At 34.7% G+C, this 17,368-nt stretch carries 12 protein-coding genes; 2 read left to right on the top strand and 10 right to left on the bottom strand.

Going from position 1 to position 17,368, the window contains the following annotated elements:
- Nucleotides 1–240: 240 nt before the first annotated feature.
- The 4 genes from GFU89_RS16445 to GFU89_RS16460 are packed head-to-tail and all read right to left on the bottom strand — an operon-like array spanning nt 241 to nt 9,322.
- Entirely contained in the window at nt 241–819 is a 579-nt protein-coding gene (locus GFU89_RS16445) for a hypothetical protein (RefSeq protein ID WP_318848164.1), read from the bottom strand.
- Nucleotides 791–4,246 carry a DUF6443 domain-containing protein gene (locus GFU89_RS16450; protein ID WP_318848165.1) on the bottom strand — a complete coding sequence of 1,152 codons (3,456 nt, stop codon included), beginning with the start codon at nt 4,244–4,246 and terminating at the stop codon, nt 791–793. Before GFU89_RS16450 ends, GFU89_RS16445 begins: the two co-directional genes overlap by 29 nt.
- An 8-nt stretch (nt 4,247–4,254) precedes the next feature.
- Entirely contained in the window at nt 4,255–7,683 is a 3,429-nt protein-coding gene (locus GFU89_RS16455; RefSeq protein WP_318848166.1) for a hypothetical protein, read from the bottom strand.
- A gap of 10 nt (nt 7,684–7,693) precedes the next feature.
- On the bottom strand, nt 7,694–9,322 hold the full coding sequence (locus GFU89_RS16460; protein ID WP_318848167.1) for a T9SS type A sorting domain-containing protein: 1,629 nt from the start codon (nt 9,320–9,322) through the stop codon (nt 7,694–7,696).
- A 408-nt stretch (nt 9,323–9,730) separates the two neighbouring features.
- Here GFU89_RS16460 and GFU89_RS16465 point away from each other — a divergent pair, with 408 nt between their 5' ends.
- Nucleotides 9,731–10,957: a helix-hairpin-helix domain-containing protein gene (locus tag GFU89_RS16465; RefSeq protein ID WP_318848168.1), complete on the top strand. Its 1,227-nt coding sequence runs from the start codon at nt 9,731–9,733 to the stop codon at nt 10,955–10,957.
- 157 nt (nt 10,958–11,114) lie between these two features.
- Here GFU89_RS16465 and GFU89_RS16470 read toward each other — a convergent pair whose 3' ends face one another.
- The 6 genes from GFU89_RS16470 to GFU89_RS16495 form a co-directional block, all read right to left on the bottom strand.
- A complete protein-coding gene (locus tag GFU89_RS16470) occupies nt 11,115–12,335 on the bottom strand; it encodes a hypothetical protein (RefSeq protein WP_318848169.1) in 1,221 nt (406 codons plus the stop codon).
- A gap of 170 nt (nt 12,336–12,505) precedes the next feature.
- The gene (gene rluF, locus GFU89_RS16475; RefSeq protein ID WP_318848170.1) at nt 12,506–13,228 is read right to left on the bottom strand and encodes a 23S rRNA pseudouridine(2604) synthase RluF; all 723 of its coding nucleotides are present in this window, start codon (nt 13,226–13,228) and stop codon (nt 12,506–12,508) included.
- A 345-nt stretch (nt 13,229–13,573) separates the two neighbouring features.
- On the bottom strand, nt 13,574–14,272 hold the full coding sequence (gene truB, locus GFU89_RS16480) for a tRNA pseudouridine(55) synthase TruB (RefSeq protein WP_318848171.1): 699 nt from the start codon (nt 14,270–14,272) through the stop codon (nt 13,574–13,576).
- 24 nt (nt 14,273–14,296) lie between these two features.
- Entirely contained in the window at nt 14,297–15,115 is an 819-nt protein-coding gene (locus GFU89_RS16485) for an undecaprenyl-diphosphate phosphatase (RefSeq protein WP_318848172.1), read from the bottom strand.
- Nucleotides 15,116–15,211: 96 nt separating this feature from the next.
- Entirely contained in the window at nt 15,212–15,508 is a 297-nt protein-coding gene (locus tag GFU89_RS16490) for a DUF3098 domain-containing protein (RefSeq protein ID WP_318848173.1), read from the bottom strand.
- A gap of 2 nt (nt 15,509–15,510) precedes the next feature.
- Nucleotides 15,511–16,410 carry a cell division protein FtsX gene (locus GFU89_RS16495; protein ID WP_318848174.1) on the bottom strand — a complete coding sequence of 300 codons (900 nt, stop codon included), beginning with the start codon at nt 16,408–16,410 and terminating at the stop codon, nt 15,511–15,513.
- A 91-nt stretch (nt 16,411–16,501) separates the two neighbouring features.
- On the opposite strand from GFU89_RS16495, the gene rsmA reads away from it, so the two are divergent.
- Nucleotides 16,502–17,272, top strand: a complete 771-nt coding sequence (gene rsmA, locus GFU89_RS16500; RefSeq protein ID WP_318848175.1) for a 16S rRNA (adenine(1518)-N(6)/adenine(1519)-N(6))-dimethyltransferase RsmA — start codon at nt 16,502–16,504, stop codon at nt 17,270–17,272.
- Nucleotides 17,273–17,368 lie beyond the last annotated feature (96 nt).

Here is a 17,368-nt window from a genome sequence, read left to right on the forward strand (position 1 = left end):
AATATGGTTTAAGCCAAATGGATAATAGTTGTTGGTATCTGTAACTTCAAGAACGCCTTCGCTGTTTTTTGCAAAGCTTATCTGGTATTTCCAAGATGGTCCCTATACTTGTAAATATAACAGTTTCTCTAGAAAAAAGAGAGTAAAAACCACTGCTTGCGCGGTGGTTTTTTATTTTATTCACGGACACGAGCGAGGACGCTCACGGCGGTAAGAGATTAATCCAAACACAAATGTCTTTTAAAAAGTAATTACTTTTTTAGAAAAATTATAATTTCTAAATCCTTTTTCGTTCGCAATTATATCATATTCTTTTGTATATTTTGGTAATATCTTAAATGTTTCTTCCTTCATTTTACTAAAATATAAATGTAAATACTTTTTATTTATTGTATTTGATATAGGGATATCCTTTAATGTTACCCTAGTTTTTCCTTTAGGTAAAATAAAAAGAGAAAATGATTCATTCGTATTTTGTATAGAAGGATCGTTTATAATAGAATCTTGAACAAGATTTATATCTTTAAGAAAAAAATTATAATCAATAATAGTTTCTCTTTCGTTTTCAATTACTTTTGGGTAAGCCTCTTTTTCTTCAAATGCATGATACTTATATAACATGACATATTTATCATCACTATTATTATCTACTAAAATTGAAATATTGTATAATGTTTTTTTCTTCTCGATTGATAAAACTTCAACTGAAAGTTTATCATTTCTATCTTTTTCTTGTATTAATTTATTTTCCTTACATGAAAATAAAACTATAAACAATATTATTATACTTTTACCTAGTTCGGCCTGTAAAAACTTCATATGACGCTCTTAATTTTAATTTGTGTTCTTTTCTTATCTTATTTTCTGAATATCCATCTTTACCTACAAATCCTGGAAATCCAGATGCTCTAAATTCAGATTTAGGATGTGTCTCAATTAATCTTATTCCCTTTAAATCTGAATAACTATGTTCTGCCTCAGTTTTATTAAGTGTACCACTAAAATGATCTTTAACGTGGATCAATTCATGTCCTAATACAATAAAGTTTGGTGCTGTTTCATACATAGTGTTTCCATCTTCTCCAAAAACTCTCATATCCTGCTTTCCTGTAGGGTTAAATGTTATCTCAGAATCTGTTCCGACACCATTTGATGCTAATTCCTTATTTTTAGCTGTAGCAAAACTAGATTTACCAATTCTTATATCAACATTATGTTCATCAGTTATTAAATCTCTTATTAATTGAGTTCCATTTTCAAATTTCCCATTTTTTTCAAACTCCTCTATTAAAACATGTGTTTTTCCATTAACACCTTTAACAGTTGTTAATTTATCTCTAGTCAATTTTTGAAGATTTGCCATTATAGCATCAATACCTTTTTGATCAGTTCCGCTTGGAATAGTAATATCTTTATTTTGCCTTCCATCAGGATCAATAAACCTTATCGGATTGTTATAAGCATATGTATATGGACTCCATCTTCTTGAAGTTTCAGCCAGTGGATCTACAACACCCCATCTTCCAATATCTGGCATATAGAATCTTGCTCCATAATCATACATACCCGTTTCCTGTAATTCCTTTCCATTATACTTGTAGCTATAATATCCTCCAAAATTAGAAGTACTGAGCAGTCCTTCAATATGATTTAATCCAAATGGATAATAGTTGTTGGTATCTGTAACTTCAAGAGCGCCTTCGCTGCTTTTTGCAAAGCTTACTCTGGCATTGCCAAGGTGATCTTTGTATTGATAAATATAACGGTTTTCTGTGAAACTGTAAAACCCTTCAGGTGTAGGTACAAAATCGAGTTTCCATACCGGAGTACCACCAATACCAGAAATAGTATTGATATTCTTATAAGCCTGTTCTTCAAAAGCTGTTTCCGTACGACATTCAAGGCATATCCCATCCCCTTCACGATATGAATACTGGAAACCATCCAGATAATCGGTCATTGTAATAGTTGTCTGCCCACGTGGCGGAGCAATGGAATATGTTTTACGAAGTTTCACACCATCAGCACGATACAGATATTCTAACCCGCTGTTCATAGGAAGTCCAAAAGGATTATTCTGGGTGATTGTATAGGAATCCGGTAAACTCAGATAGTTATACTGAATAGTCTGAATTCCTTTATCTTTCATGGTGATCATGTTTCCATTGAGATCATAATCAATGATATTATTTCCTCCTTCATAACCAGAATCATTTAATGAACTTTCAATGATCTGATTCAAACGGTTTCCTGTATATTTATATTCAAGATTATCTACCTGTGTAGCAGTTGCACCGTAAACAGGGATAGCATTTCTTTTTAAAAATGCAATATTTCCGTTTGCATCATAGATTAAACGCTCATCAAAATTCTTATTATGCGGATTAGTGGTCTCCGGTTCTGCATATTCGGCATCTGTTAATCTATTAAGCTTATCATAAGTATAGTTATATCTTTTCAGATTATTAACCGTTGACATATTCCAGTCTATTTCAGCAATGTTTCCATTATATTTACCAGGAGAAATATCTGAATAGACAGGATTTGTATATTTTACTTTATAACCAAAAAGTTTTCCGTTTAGGTTGGCTGGGTCATTAATCTGGGTCATCCAGCCACGGATATTATACTTATAATCCATCTGCTGAAGTGGAGAAGCCGCTGCAATACCTCCTACTTTTTTAGATTCTAACTGGGAAATTTCATTATACTTGTTTTGAGTCAAATATTCTACCAGATTGCTGTCAACCTGATGTTTGTGAACCAATAACCTGTTCTGATTATCATAATCAAAAGTTTCTGTAATGATTCTTTCTGTATCGGTGCCTAATCTTTTATGTTTGGTGACAGTCTGTTTCGTAACACCTGCAAAATCAAGCTTGGATTCTGTGTGGGTATATCCTCCCAAATGGTTGATAGAATGGCTTCCAATAGCTCTTCCCTTTTGATCATAATAAGTGTAGTTTTTTGTCCAGTTATCATCTTCAATATTTTTTACAAAGCTCATCACAGGAAGTCCTTTAGTACTCCTTCCATCCGCTGTAGGCGTCCCGGAAAGTACAGGTTCTCCCTGAATAGTTGAAGGAAATGCCGGATTAAAACTATATGCAGGATAGTTATCATAATAATTAACACTTAAGACCTGAGTAACACCGGTAGGAGTCGAAAGCTTAGTATAATTTACAGGCAGGCCGTTTAAGGTAAATCCAGGCGTAACAGTCCTGGTTTCATATAAATTAGCATTGGCATTAACACTGTTTTGCATTGATGCCCTGCTTGCAGGATTATTTGTCATTCCAGTATAAATGACTCTTCCAAACTGGTCATATTTGGTAAAAAGCCATTGCCCTTTATCTTTAAGAACTGTATCCTGGGTCAGGATAAGCTGATCTGCTTTATTATATACCATATATTCCCAGCCTTTGCCAGGCAGCCTCTTTTCTACCAGGCGGTTTCTTCCGTCATATTTATACTGGTAACATAAATCATTAAGAACAGTATTGGGATCTGCTTCTACAGAGGCTTTGGGAGGAATCACATAAGACAGCTGGTTATAGTCATTGTAAACATAGTAGGTATCCGCATTTTCTGTAGCACTGATTACTTTTCTGACCAATACAACCTGTCCCTGTCCGTTTTTGAACTCAATGGTTGAGTTGCCGTCTTCATCTGTAACCGTATTTTTATACAACTGCCCTGTTCCATAGGAACCGGATAATATTAGTTTTGATTCAAAATTGGTATAGCTAAAAGTGGCCGTATATTTTTTAACCTCGCCATCTGCATTGGCATCATATCCAAATTGTACAGGCTTATTATCCCAAGCGCTTCCAACTTGTTTCTGGCTTAAAATACGGTCTAAGGGTGAGTTTTCCAGAAACTTCTCTGAATAGATTTTCTCTGTTCCATAAGGGGTACTAGTTACATTTGATAATGGGTCAGGAGTAATGGCCCCGTTGAGAGTTCCTGCCTGGGGAACAGGAAGATAGTCCTGAACCTGTCTTCCGAACTGGTCGTATTTAATAGGAGTAACCACATCCCGCCCTAATGGGGAGGCTTTTACATTGACGATTTGTTTGGGTCTTCCCAACCCATCAAAATACTGAACCGTTTCCGAGGTTTTAACATTAGTAAGCGTAGGATCTGACAGATAGGTTTTTGAATACACATAGTTTTCCGTACTGGTAAGCTGGGACTTGGCGGTTCCCATAATAAGAATCCCTATAGGAATTATAAGTTTTTTCATGGTTGTGTTTAGTTTTTATAATTGTATTTGAATTCTTTTACCGTTTTATAGATCATATTTCCGCTGCTATCTTTTTCCTGCTGACGGATTTCTTTCAACCGATTAGCACTATCATAAATATAAAATTCATTAATTCCGGATGGTGAAGTGATGCTTCTTACTCCTACTAAAGAATCGTAAGTATAGGTAGTAATCTGATAACTGGATAATGAAGTATTAGCTCTGAATGAATTCAATGCAGATAAAAATGTAGTCTCATCATTACCAGAAGCTGCTAAAGCATCTGTATTGGAAGCATTAACAATAGAATCAATTAATGACTGCTGGATATCTGTTAATTTTGCTCCTTGTATTTTGGCAATAGGCTGAGTTTGGTTATACCCCCAAACAATTACTGTTGAAAGACCTGCTTTGGTCGTATATTGTAACAGATTTCCTTTTGAATCATATTGATCATAAGTAGCTTCTGTAGAAATAACATTTTGTAGATCAGTAGATACTACAGAACTTGGTAGTAAGTTCGATGGGTTATCATATTTTGTTTCCGTTTTTGATAAGGTTTGTCCGTTCTTTTTAGACTCTATTTCCAGTGGAATTGCAAGCATGTTGGCTGTAATCAATCTCTGATTTACTTTTTCCTTTGCATATTTATACCCTGAAACATAGGTGTCGCCTCCCTGAACACTTTGAGTGACATTGATAGGGTAATCTTCCATATTATAGGCTGTATTCGTGGTTGAACTTACTGAACTCTGAACACCATTCTTATAAAAATAAGAGGTTTCACGTTGCTGGGTAGGTAAAGTGACACCGTATTGAGCATAATACTTATAAGGAGTAGATAAAAGAACGTTAGGAAAATGAGCTTTAAAAGCATCATAAAAGGGAAAACTATAGTAAGTTGGATTAATATTATTATAAAAATTATCTTTAATTTTAACGCCCTCTAATTTCTCAAAAACAAGCGTATTGTATTCTTTATTTATTTCCGAAAGAATTTCCCCATTGACATCATATTTTTTCTCAAAAATCATTTGTCCTCTCAAGTAATCATGATTGGTAATAGGAAGTATTGGCATATCCGTTGAAAAAACATCAGGATTAGGAAAGTCTATCGGAGATCTAAACTTATATACGGTTCTACCTTTATCTGTAGTTGTATTATTAACATCTTTTACAATTTGTTTTACAGTTACATACTGATAACCAACATCGGAGCCTTGGGTCTTCTCTGCAGGAATAATATTAAAATTTGTTGTAGTATCTGATGTACATTCGTAAAATGTGTATGCGCTTGGAGTTTGAACGTACTTATAATTAATATATTCGGAATATTTAAAAATCGGCTCTGGAAAAACTAAAGCACCACTGCTTTTTTGAGGATTTTCTATATCTTTGTAATCATATACAAATTCTTTTACAGGTACAGTTGAAGTTGGATTATCAAAATATTGAATATTATTAATCCTTAATCCACCTCCTTTTTTAGTCACATAACTTTTGAAATAGGGCTCCCTGGTATATGCGTCAAAAGCATAAGAAACTGGCTTGTGTGTCGGGCCATAAGAGCCTGAAAGAGATGCGTAATATACTCCTGGTGCTAAGGTATTTGTTTCATCTTCTCGTTCTGATATAACCGCACCATTATCACCAGCTCCATATACCGGACAAAAGGAACCACCACTGGGCTGATCACACATTTGCGCCGCCAAACCGGTGGAAAAAACCTCGGTAAACGTATTGTCACTAAGTTTCTTATATATTTTAAAATTCCAGTTTGAATACACTAAGTTTCCGAAGCCCAAATGAAGTTTTACTTTTTGAGGAGAAATCAAGGTGAAGAACTCAACCTTTGCTGTTGTACTAAAGGAATTAAGTCCTGTTAAAGAAAAATTTTTATCTTGAATTTCCCACTCTCCAGTCACTTCTTCCATTGGAGTAAATTTTCCGGGCATATGGCTGTAGACATTTTCATCAAAATTAAAATTAACCAAACCTTTGGTAGGATAGGTAATAGATTTAATAACATCTTGGCTGATAGCTTCTGAGAGATCGCCGTTATAATATCCCCACTTATCCTTTTTTAATACTCCATTGATGTTATTATAGTTGATACTGTACTCGTTTGGATTGCCATTCTCCAATTTAGTCACTTTTTTCAGTACAAGTTTATTAAAACCTTGAAAAGTACCTTCCCCAGACATTACTGTAGAATTAGAATAATCATAATCAAAAGAATATTTATCAATATATTGGTTTGTATTTTGTCCTAGACTATTCGACTGAACAGATTTTAGCTTATAAAGATCTACAGAATTAAGATAATTAGAATCATTTCTACCTTTTTCATAAATAAAATTAACACTTCCTTTGTCGGTAATGGTAATATTGGTGAGTAGTTTAGTTTGCGAAGTATTGGTAACCGTTTGTCTCTCTTCCTGTCCCGGAAGAGAGCCGTCAGGACTTCCTGCCAAAGTATTTGTATATAGGACATCTCCAGGCATCCTTATTGTCATCGTCACAGGATCATCATATTTTACTAATGAGGGTTGCTCATACTTAAAGGAAAGTACCACATTATCATTAACATCTTTTACCTGATCAAGATGGTAGGAAGTAAAATAGAATCCTCCTGCAATATTATTCGTTACGTTTCCAACATGATTGGCAAGCCCTATTTTTACCGTAGAAATATTTCTGAGTGACTTTTCCATCCCTTTAAAAATATACTTAACCCCTTTATCATCTGTAATAATAACTCCCTCAATATCATTACCATCAGCAGACAAAACACTGATTATTTTTAAATTATTCCGATCCAGCTTTTCTACTATAAAATTTCCATTAGGATCTTTCTTAATGATAAATCGTCCGGCCTGTCCCATAAAATTATATTGATACAGATCATATTCTGTATCATATCTACCAGTCCCCGCATAATAACCATACTCAATAAAATCCCAGTTTGTACTCTGGTCAAATACCATTTGATAAGTAGGATTATTCCCATGCATATAAATACCGTATTTTACTGTGGGAGGAGAAGAATTTGTTGTAGAGGATGTTCTTTCATCAGGTCCACCACCTCTTACGGTCCTTGTGATTGTACCTCCAGCTAATAAATTCCACCCAAGACCTGTTTCTCCGGCTTTATCATCCGGTTTAGCACTTAGGGGATGGTATTTTAGCTGAATATTTAAATTTACATTTGGACTGCTGGTTGGAATATTGAAAAGAGGAATACTGATATCGGGAATTCCCGTATAATAACTTACCGGTACTTCTTCAAATTTCATCAAATTATTTGAAGTAGGAGCTGCAGGAAACATTTTATTGATATTATCAACATCTTTATTGAAAGTATTACCCGCCTGAGCAGAAAAAGATGTATTTAAAGAAGCCAGTAATAAAATTACAGCTATCATATTTTTCTTCATGAAATTAGTTTTATTTTTTAATCAGTTTCGCATTCGCTGTTTTATTAGTATCAGTTTTGATCGTTACTAGGTATGCTCCCTGAACTAAAGATTGAGTATTGATCTTGGTCACTCTGTTCTTTATTTTTATACTTTGAAGCTGTCTTCCGCTCATATCATACAAGAGAATATCAGCATCTTTAAAATCAAAGCCGATTTCTACATAAGCATAATCAGAAACAGGGTTTGGATAGATTTTGATATCGTATTTTTCAATTAACTGATCAACCTGTTTGTCACCCAGCTTTACGATCTTCCAGTTTTCTTTGCCTAATTCTTCTGCACTGGTTCCTGCCAATACAATTGAACCGTCTCTGTTCAGTTTTAAATCTGAAAGCCTTTCTTCTTTCTTTCTGGATTCTCCTTTGACGTGTTTTCTCCACTGTTCATTGCCATTCTGATCAAGATAGAGCATCCAGAAGGTTTCATCATCAGTTTGTATTCTTCCTTCAGCCTGAGTATAACCTCCTAATAGAATGCCTTTTGAAGATTTGTCATCTGCGGAATGAATTACACTCATTCCCATTAGGATATCTCTATTTTTGAAATTGTAGGATTTCTGCCATTGTTCATCGCCTCTCTCATTTAAAGAAATCAACCAAAGGTCTGTGCCTTCTTCAATACCTACGGTTTTATTTCCTGATCTTTCGGATCTGGATTCTCCACCAATGATGAAGCCATTTGAAGTTAATGCCAGAGTTCTGATATGATCATCTCCTTTCCCTCCAAAGTTCTTTTCCCATTCTACTTTTCCGTTTTTGTCTAACTTGACAATCCAGTAATCGCCTTCACCAAAGTTGTCGCTTTGCTTTGAGGTTGCAGAGAGCAGGTTTTGGGTTGCAGGTCTGTCTGACGGAGTACTAGTATTGATCGTTGATTGCTGATGAGTTGTTTTAACAGCTCCGCTTCTGGAATAAATTCCAAGTAAGGCTCCTCCATCCTTTGTTGGAATCATCTTTTCAACTTCGTCTAAACCTTTTCCGCCTAAGATTAATTGGGAGAGTTCTTTTCCGTCTTTATCCAATTTCGTGATCCAGACATCTTTGGAACCGTAACCTTTTGAAGAATTCTGTACATTTCCTGCTACAAAGAACCCTAAGTCTGTAGTTTGAATAACCGCTCTGGCTTCTTCGTCTGAAGAACTCCCCAAGGTTTTCTGCCATAGTTCATCTCCAAATTCATTGATTCTGATCAGCCAGATATCTGAGCCTCCTTTAGAATCGTTTTTTTTATCTAATCCTTTTCCGGAATAAGAAGTTCCGGTTAATAAAAATCCACCATCCTGCGTGGTAACAGTAGCTGATAAATAATCATGATTTTGTCCTGAGAAGTATTTCTCCCAGACTTCATTTCCCTGCTGGTTTAGTTTTACCAAGTGGAAATCATAGCCGTTGTTTTGCTTTTGGCTATTGGCAGCTTGCGACTGGCTTTTAGATTGTATAGAGCTTCCTGTAATCAGATACTGCTGATCGATTGTTGTAGTGACCTGGCTAAGAAAATCCTGGGTAGAGGATTTGATATCTTTCTGCCATACCACTTCCTGGGCAGAAATGCCCAAGACCGTGCATAAAGTACATGCACCGATATAGAATTTTTTCATTCCAATGTTGTTTTCTGAGTTAGTAATTAGTTTATTGAAAACTGCGCGAATTTAACACTTTTTAAGACATGAAAATCACAAAGTTGCGATTTAACATAAATCTTACTATTTATTATTAAATTATTATCATAAATATCTTTATGTGTCTTATCCTGATGCAAAATTATCTATGGACAACGACAAAACTTGTCGTATATAAATAAAAAACAGATAAACCTTAATCAAAATATTCGCTCTCAATTACGAAATTATATCATATAAAAGATCAAATTTCTATTTGCTTTTTAAGCATTAAATACAATCTGCATATCATATTTAATCATTTCATTATCAGCTATTGACATGCTTTATGTTTATTGATATTTTTACTGTATGATGAGAAAAAACTATTACCGAAAATTGGCATTCATGGTCACATTGCTGACTATTTTATTGGCCTATCAGAAATACACCAGTCGGGAAAAAGAACCTTTTCCTGATGTAAAGTTCATTACAAGTTCTTCAAATTCTTTAGATCTATCAGACTTTGATCCCAATACACTGGATAAAGAGCAATGGCAAAAACTTGGTTTTTCAGAGAAACAGACTGCTACAATTATGAAGTATAAAGATATTGTAGGAGGAAAATTTACATCAAAAGAACAGTTAAAAAAATGTTACGCCATTTCTGACGAGAAATTCAGTGAATTGGAATCATTCATTTTACTTCCTGAAACAGCAGAGAAAGGAAATTCAAAAGGATTCAATAGCTATGGAAAGAAAGAAATTATTATTTCAGGGAAATTCAATCCTGATCGGTTTTCTGCTAACGATTGGCTCAAAATGGGTTTCAGCGAAAGACAGGCAGAAGCTATTTTGAAATACAGAAATTATCTGGGGGGAAGCTTTATCAGTAAGGAGAAGTTTAAAGAATGTTTTATCATCTCTCCGGAAAATTACAGCAAGCTTGAACCTTATTTGCTGCTACCAGCAAAAACTCCCGAAACGTTCCAAAACTCTGAAAAGAATAATACGGTTAAAACCAAGATTCAATATCATTCTTTTGATCCTAATCAACTGGATATGGAGGGCTGGAAAGCATTTGGGTTTTCAGAAAAACAAGCGGTTACCATTATCAATTACCGGGATAGAAATCTACGGGGTAGTTTTAAAAGCCCGGAAGATCTGCAAAAGTGTTTTGTAATTTCTGCTGAGAAATTTCAGGAAATGAAACCTTATATCAAACTTCAGGAAAAGCAACAAGAAAAAACAGATTTTTCAAAAACAGATCTCAATGTGATTACTTTCAGACAGCTTATAGAATTTGGTCTGGATGAAAGAAGCGCAGGTTCTATTATTGGCTTCAGAAAAAAATTAGGAGGTTTCGTCAATAAACAACAGATTTTAAGCACCTACAATATTGATCAGGAACTTGTTCAAAAGCTAATTTCAACAGCACCGTTGAATACTTCAGAAGTACCCAGATATTCATTAGTGGATGCGCCTGAAGAATGGCTTAAAAATCATCCTTATTTCAAATATTCTGCAGATAAAATCATATTCTACCGAATCAGTAATCCTGACGATAAAAAAATATGGAAGTTTTTAAAACTAAAACCTGAGTATGAAGAAAGAATGAGATTGTATACAAAATAACATAAGCTCATATCAAAAAGAAACAATCAACCCGTTAACCTATTTGAATTTTTAATACTTAACTACATCTACTAACGTTCAACTTATTTCCAATAAAAACTATTCCAAAATATTACTTTTTTGGAATAGTTTATTATCTAAAATTCTATTCTAGATTTTAGTGATGCATATAATTGCTCGGGCCATTGGTTCCTTCAATTGATTCCGGAAGTATTCCATATCGGCCGCGTAAATCCACTGTACCTAAGGTGGTTCCTGTGTTGATATCAATCACACTAATGGTTCCGGAATTTAAATTAGGGATATCCAATAAGTTATTTTGTACAGCTACAACTTCTTTTCCTGATTTGGTTTTGAAGAAAGCCATATGATGGGCTCCTTTATCCGCATTTAAAGTCTTCAAAAGTTTTAGTTGGGGAAGATTGTTGATATCAAAGACAAGCACTTTTCCGGGTTCTGCAAAACTCACATACAGTTTGTTTGAATCATCAATATACATTTCGAGTGCCCAGCCTAACCCTTGTGTGCTTCCGTCAAAAATCTTACTAAAAGCATCATATTCTTTGGCGACAGCATTGTAAGGGGCCAGCCAGATATCACCTCCAAGCATGGTTGTAGCAAGTGCATATTGCGGAAATTTCCCACGCAGCAGTAAAACTTCCACAGGAGCAGACATATCTGTTGGAGAGTCAGCTACCCGATAAGTTTTCTTTAATTCATAAGTATTGAGATCTATTAAAGTACATGTATTTCCCATCCCAGTAGTGAGATCTGGGTGAATGGTTGAGCTCACCATCATTAATCCTTTTTCTTCATTGATTGAGATACCATGCGGATACATTATAAATTGATTGGGATTGTCCTGAATTGGTGCTTTAATCGTTTTGATAAGTTGGTTATTATTAGCATTAAAAACACCTATACTACCATCTTTTGGGCCTCCTGCTCCCCCCATAAAGGTCATAAAGTATCTTCCGTCATTCGTGAAAAATAAATTTTCACCAACTGTATTCTCACCAGTGTCGATAGGGGTTGCATCAATTAATTTTGGCAGCCCATTTTGGTCTTCTCCTGTTTTTATCTCATAGAGATAGCTGCCTCCCAAAGCAGTGGTGAACATTTTTTTTGCGTTTTGATTGTAATAAATATGATGCGGTAATACACCAACTCCTAATTCAAGCCTGCTGCTGATATTTCCAAAATTCGGGGCTTCAGGATCGAGTTCAATAACGGCGATTCCGTCTGGTAATCCTTTTAAACTTCTGTAATCAATGTAAAACGAAGAATCATGTGGATGATCCGGATCGTGGTCATTCAGACAATTAGTAAACATTACCAAAGTCACAAACAAAAGAACTAAATTGAATTTAAATTTCATGATTTTCAGGTTATAGTTATTACTATTATAAATATAACCTATTTTCAGTAGAAATTAAAATATATTACACCAATATGTGAAAAATCATTAAACAGCAAAAATACAATTACATTTCCAGCAGTAAATACAGGAAAATATAAAAGTGAAACCGTTAAAGTAAAGTAAAAGTCTTAGTCGATTGTTTTAGTAGAATCTGAAAGCATAGAATTCAATGCACCCAGTTCATCTTCCGTAAGATCTCTCCATTTTCCAACGGGGAGGTCAAGTTTGATGTTCATGATACGGATTCGCTTCAGTTTTTTCACTTCATATCCGAGATATTCGCACATTCTACGGATTTGCCTGTTAAGTCCCTGGGTAAGAACAATTCTGAAATTCATATCATCAATCTTTTCTACCTCACATTTTTTTGTTACGGTATCCAGAATAGGAACTCCATTTCTCATTTTTTCCAGAAATCTCGGATTAACCGGCTTATCTACACGAACTATATATTCTTTCTCGTGATTATTACGGGCTCTTAGAATTTTATTGACGATGTCACCATCACTTGTCAGTAAGATCAGTCCTTCACTTGGTTTATCTAATCTTCCGATAGGAAAAATCCTTTTCGGGTGGTTGATATAATCTACAATATTATTTTTTTCACGTTTTGTATCCGTAGTACATACAATTCCTACCGGTTTATTAAAAACAATATATATCGGCTTTTCCTGAGGTTCTCTGATTGGTTTTCCATCTACCTCTACAAGATCTTCATCAGAAACTTTCGTTCCCATTTCAGGAATTTTCCCGTTTATTTTGATCCTGCCTTCTTCTAAAAGCTTATCTGCTGCTCTTCTAGAACAGTACCCTACTTCTGATAAATATTTATTGATACGTGTTTTTTCCATTAGTCTTCTCTGTAGCCTGTATAATTTTATTGCTGAAAATTGTAATTCCATAGCCTGCTCATATAAAGGCAGCTTTGGATTTTGGGAAATTACGAATTTCTAAAATGAGTCTATTTTCCTTCTTTTATTCTACAAAAATCAGAATTGAAACTTGTAGAAGCATCATATCATCACCAGGACAAAAATAAATTTGAGCTGTATTATACAATACTTATGATCTATAAAGCAATATTTCAATCCTTTTCCCAATGCAAAATTAGGTAAAAAATTATACCTGCCAGCTATTCTGATTTCGCCGGTAATTTTATTGAGTAAATAGGGAAAGAAATAAAGATCATTATATTTTTATAGATCCTCGAACCTGTACTCGTTATTTAAAAAATGATCTGTAGCATTTTCAATAGCGTAATCTCCAATCTTAGTACGTCTTAATTGGGTCAGATAGGCTCCCACTCCCAATTCCTGCCCGATATCATGTGCAAGACTTCTGATATATGTCCCTTTAGAACAGCCTACCATAAAGCTTATTAAAGGAAAATCTATTTTAATATCTTTAATATAATGAATAGTCGTTTTTCTAGCCTTCATTTCCACTTCTTCCCCAGCTCTTGCAAGGTTGTAAGCTCTTTCACCATCAATTTTAATAGCTGAATAAATGGGAGGTTTCTGTTCAATTTCTCCAACAAATTTTTCAAGAACTTCCTGTATCTGTTCTTCAGAAATGTGAGCAATATCCTGATGAAGAATTTCAGGCTTTTCAGTATCATAAGATTCTGTCTGTACACCAATCTTAATCTCTGTCCAATATTCTTTGGGAGCATCCTGTATTTCCGGAATTTTCTTAGTGAATTTTCCACAGCATACAATCAAAAGGCCTGTTGCTCTGGGATCTAGAGTCCCTGCATGTCCTATTTTAAATTTTTTAGGGAGATCAAATTCCCTTTTAAGTTTGTATTTCATTTTATTGACAGCCTGGAAAGAAGTCCAGTCCAAAGGCTTATCTAATAAAAAAACGTATCCTGATTTCAGTTCTTCAGCAGTCATGAATGGGGTATAATGAGTAATTTCCTATTTAAAGAAATAAAAATAAATCAACAGAGCAACTCCAACAAAAATACGGTACCAGCCCCAAGGTTTAAATCCATATTTGTTAAGCACTCCAATGAATGCTTTGATAGCGATAAGTGCTACAATAAATGCGACAACATTACCTACCACAAAGATCATAATGTGATCCTGTGAAGCCATAATCATTTCATATCCTTTCTGCGGATTTGCAGTTTCTTTTCCCCAGGTTTTAACAAAAACCGAGTAAACCGTTACTGCCAGCATCGTAGGTACCGCCAGGAAGAAAGAGAATTCTGCAGCTGCTTTTCTGGTAAGTCCCTGAGTCATTCCTCCAATGATAGAAGCCGCACTACGGCTCGTTCCCGGCATCATTGCAAGACATTGCCAGAAACCAATAGTCACTGCTTTTCTTATCGTAATTCCTTTTTCGTCATCTATTTTAGGATTCTTAAACCATTTGTCAGCAAAAAGTAAAATAACGCCACCCAAAACCAACACCGAAGAAATAGCGATTTGATTTCCAAGAACAGCTTCAATTTTATCATCGAATAAATAGCCCAAAACCAATGCTGGAACTACAGCAAAAGCGAGTTTAAAATAGAACTGAATATTATTTAAGTCAAAAAACTTTTTCCAGTAAGCCACTACGACTGATAAAATAGCTCCAAACTGAATGGATACCTGAAACATTTTTAAAAATTCTGTTTCTTCAAGCCCCATAAGGTTGGCCGTAAATCCCATGTGTGCAGTAGAAGAAATTGGAAGATATTCTGTCAACCCTTCTACAATGGCAATAATAATTGCTTTGATTAAATCCATATTCTTTTAAAAAATTAAAAGATTAAGAGATCCGGAAATTCAGAATACAGGACTCTCAATTTCTTAATCTCTTAATCTCAAAATATAAAAATTTATTTATTTTCTTTTTAAGATAGCATATACTTCTATTACAAACCCAATAACAACAAAGAGAGGTGCTATTCTGATTCGTCTGAAAGAAAAGATATCGTCATTCCATGAGTTCGGGTCAAACTTACCATCTACCGTATTGGCATCGGGTCCCATCATCAGTAGAAATCCTACGACAATAAATGCCAGCCCTATCAGCATCCACTTGAAATTCTGCGGTCCGAAATAGAAAGCGTTTTCCTGTGCTACTTCAGCCTCATGTCCAAAGTCTGAAGCGGAAAATTTATTTGTTTTTTTGCTCATTGTTAAGAGTAATATAAATCGTCAACGTTTGATTTTAAGAATCTCCATGTAGCGAAAATTGTACTTAAGACAGAGATAAAGACTCCTACTCCCAGTACCAAGATCACTAACCAGAAGTACTGATTGTTGTCCTGTACGAAAGCAGAACCAATCTGGCTTGTGAAATAATACCAAACCCCACCTAAAGCAATAAGACCAATTACGGAACCAATAGCTCCTAAAATGATCGCTTCTATGATGAAAGGTTTAAGAATAAATCTTCTTTTCGCTCCTACCAGCTGCATTGTTTTAATAATAAATCTCTTCGAGAATATTTTCAGACGGATAGAGTTGTTGATCAATACAACAGCCAATACCAGGAACAGAATTGAAAATCCAAAGATCCACTTTAAGATTCTGCTCAGGTTATTGTAAACATCTACCATCAAAGTACTGTCATTTTTAACATCGATAATACCGGGAACAGATTTGATTTCTTTGATCGCTTCATCAATTTTTGCCGGATCTACGAATTCCGGTTTTAAAGCAACTTCAATAGAAGAAGGGAAAATATTTTCTTCAAACAATGCATCACTGTCAATTCCCATACTTTTCTTGGCTTCTTTTGCAGCCATGTCTCTTGAAATATAGGTTGCTTTTTTTACTGGACCTAATGTCTGTACCTTTTTAAAAGTTTCTTCCTCCAGTTTTGCAATTTTTACAGAATCTTTAGCATCATAATTTTCATCAAAGTAGGCGTTCACCACCAACTGTTCTTTGATATAGTCAGAATACTTCTGGGCATTAATTAAAATAAGCCCCATTAATCCTAACAAAAATAACACTAAGGCAATACTTATCACTACTGTAATATTGCTGGACCGAAGCCTTTTCTTATTAAATTCATCTACAGATTTAGCCATTAATATTAAAATTTTTGGCTAAAATAGAAAAAATCTTCCGAAATTTGGGACGAAATAAAGAAAATCATTGTTAATAAAATCATAAAAAACCTTGAGTGTAAAAGCAAAAAAACATCTTGGGCAGCACTTCCTGACAGATGAAAACATCGCAAGAAAAATCGTAGAAGGTCTTAGTTTTGAGAACTATAATAACATCATGGAAGTAGGCCCCGGAATGGGAGTTCTTACCAAATATCTTCTTGAAAAGGATCAGAACATTTACCTTGCAGAGATTGATACAGAGTCTATCGAATACCTGAAAAAAAATTATACAAAGGTTACTGAAGATACTTTTGTGGGAGACTTCCTGAAACAGGACTTCAGTTTTATCAAAGATGATCAGATTGCCATCATTGGTAATTTCCCGTATAATATCTCATCGCAGATCTTATTTAAAATTGTAGATCATTATGAACTGATTCCAGAAATGGTAGGAATGTTTCAGAAAGAGGTAGCTGAGAGAACCGCTGCCGTTCCGAGAACTAAAGATTACGGTATACTTTCTGTCCTGATCCAGGCTTATTATGATGTATCTTATATGTTTACAGTACATGAGAATGTCTTCAATCCGCCACCAAAAGTAAAATCCGGAGTAATCCGTATTACAAGAAATCCTAAGGAAGGTCTTGCAGGCAACGAAATTCTCTTTAAACAGATTGTAAAAACAGGATTCAACCAAAGAAGAAAAAAATTGTCTAATGCACTGAAATCTTTAAATATTCCCGAAGCTTTAAAAGGCCATGAGTTTTTAGATAAAAGAGCGGAAGAACTTAGTGTAACAGATTTTATCAACTTCGCCAATCTCTGGAAAGAAAATCAATAAACGCAAAAATAAAAGCTCCTGATAACGGAGCTTTTTTGTTGAAATACCCATAACGACCTTTATTCCTAAAAAAGTAGAAAGCCTTTCAAAATACAT

The organism is Chryseobacterium sp. JV558 (assembly GCF_033712365.1).
Lineage (GTDB): Bacteria > Bacteroidota > Bacteroidia > Flavobacteriales > Weeksellaceae > Chryseobacterium.

What these genes read in the sequence shown, in the direction of transcription:
- GFU89_RS16445 (WP_318848164.1), bottom strand. Translation starts at nt 819, where the DNA reads ATGAAGTTTTTACAGGCCGAACTAGGTAAAAGTATAATAATATTGTTT.
- GFU89_RS16450 (WP_318848165.1), bottom strand. Translation starts at nt 4,246, where the DNA reads ATGAAAAAACTTATAATTCCTATAGGGATTCTTATTATGGGAACCGCC.
- GFU89_RS16455 (WP_318848166.1), bottom strand. Translation starts at nt 7,683, where the DNA reads ATGAAGAAAAATATGATAGCTGTAATTTTATTACTGGCTTCTTTAAAT.
- GFU89_RS16460 (WP_318848167.1), bottom strand. Translation starts at nt 9,322, where the DNA reads ATGAAAAAATTCTATATCGGTGCATGTACTTTATGCACGGTCTTGGGC.
- GFU89_RS16465 (WP_318848168.1), top strand. Translation starts at nt 9,731, where the DNA reads ATGGTCACATTGCTGACTATTTTATTGGCCTATCAGAAATACACCAGT.
- GFU89_RS16470 (WP_318848169.1), bottom strand. Translation starts at nt 12,335, where the DNA reads ATGAAATTTAAATTCAATTTAGTTCTTTTGTTTGTGACTTTGGTAATG.
- rluF (WP_318848170.1), bottom strand. Translation starts at nt 13,228, where the DNA reads ATGGAAAAAACACGTATCAATAAATATTTATCAGAAGTAGGGTACTGT.
- truB (WP_318848171.1), bottom strand. Translation starts at nt 14,272, where the DNA reads ATGACTGCTGAAGAACTGAAATCAGGATACGTTTTTTTATTAGATAAG.
- GFU89_RS16485 (WP_318848172.1), bottom strand. Translation starts at nt 15,115, where the DNA reads ATGGATTTAATCAAAGCAATTATTATTGCCATTGTAGAAGGGTTGACA.
- GFU89_RS16490 (WP_318848173.1), bottom strand. Translation starts at nt 15,508, where the DNA reads ATGAGCAAAAAAACAAATAAATTTTCCGCTTCAGACTTTGGACATGAG.
- GFU89_RS16495 (WP_318848174.1), bottom strand. Translation starts at nt 16,410, where the DNA reads ATGGCTAAATCTGTAGATGAATTTAATAAGAAAAGGCTTCGGTCCAGC.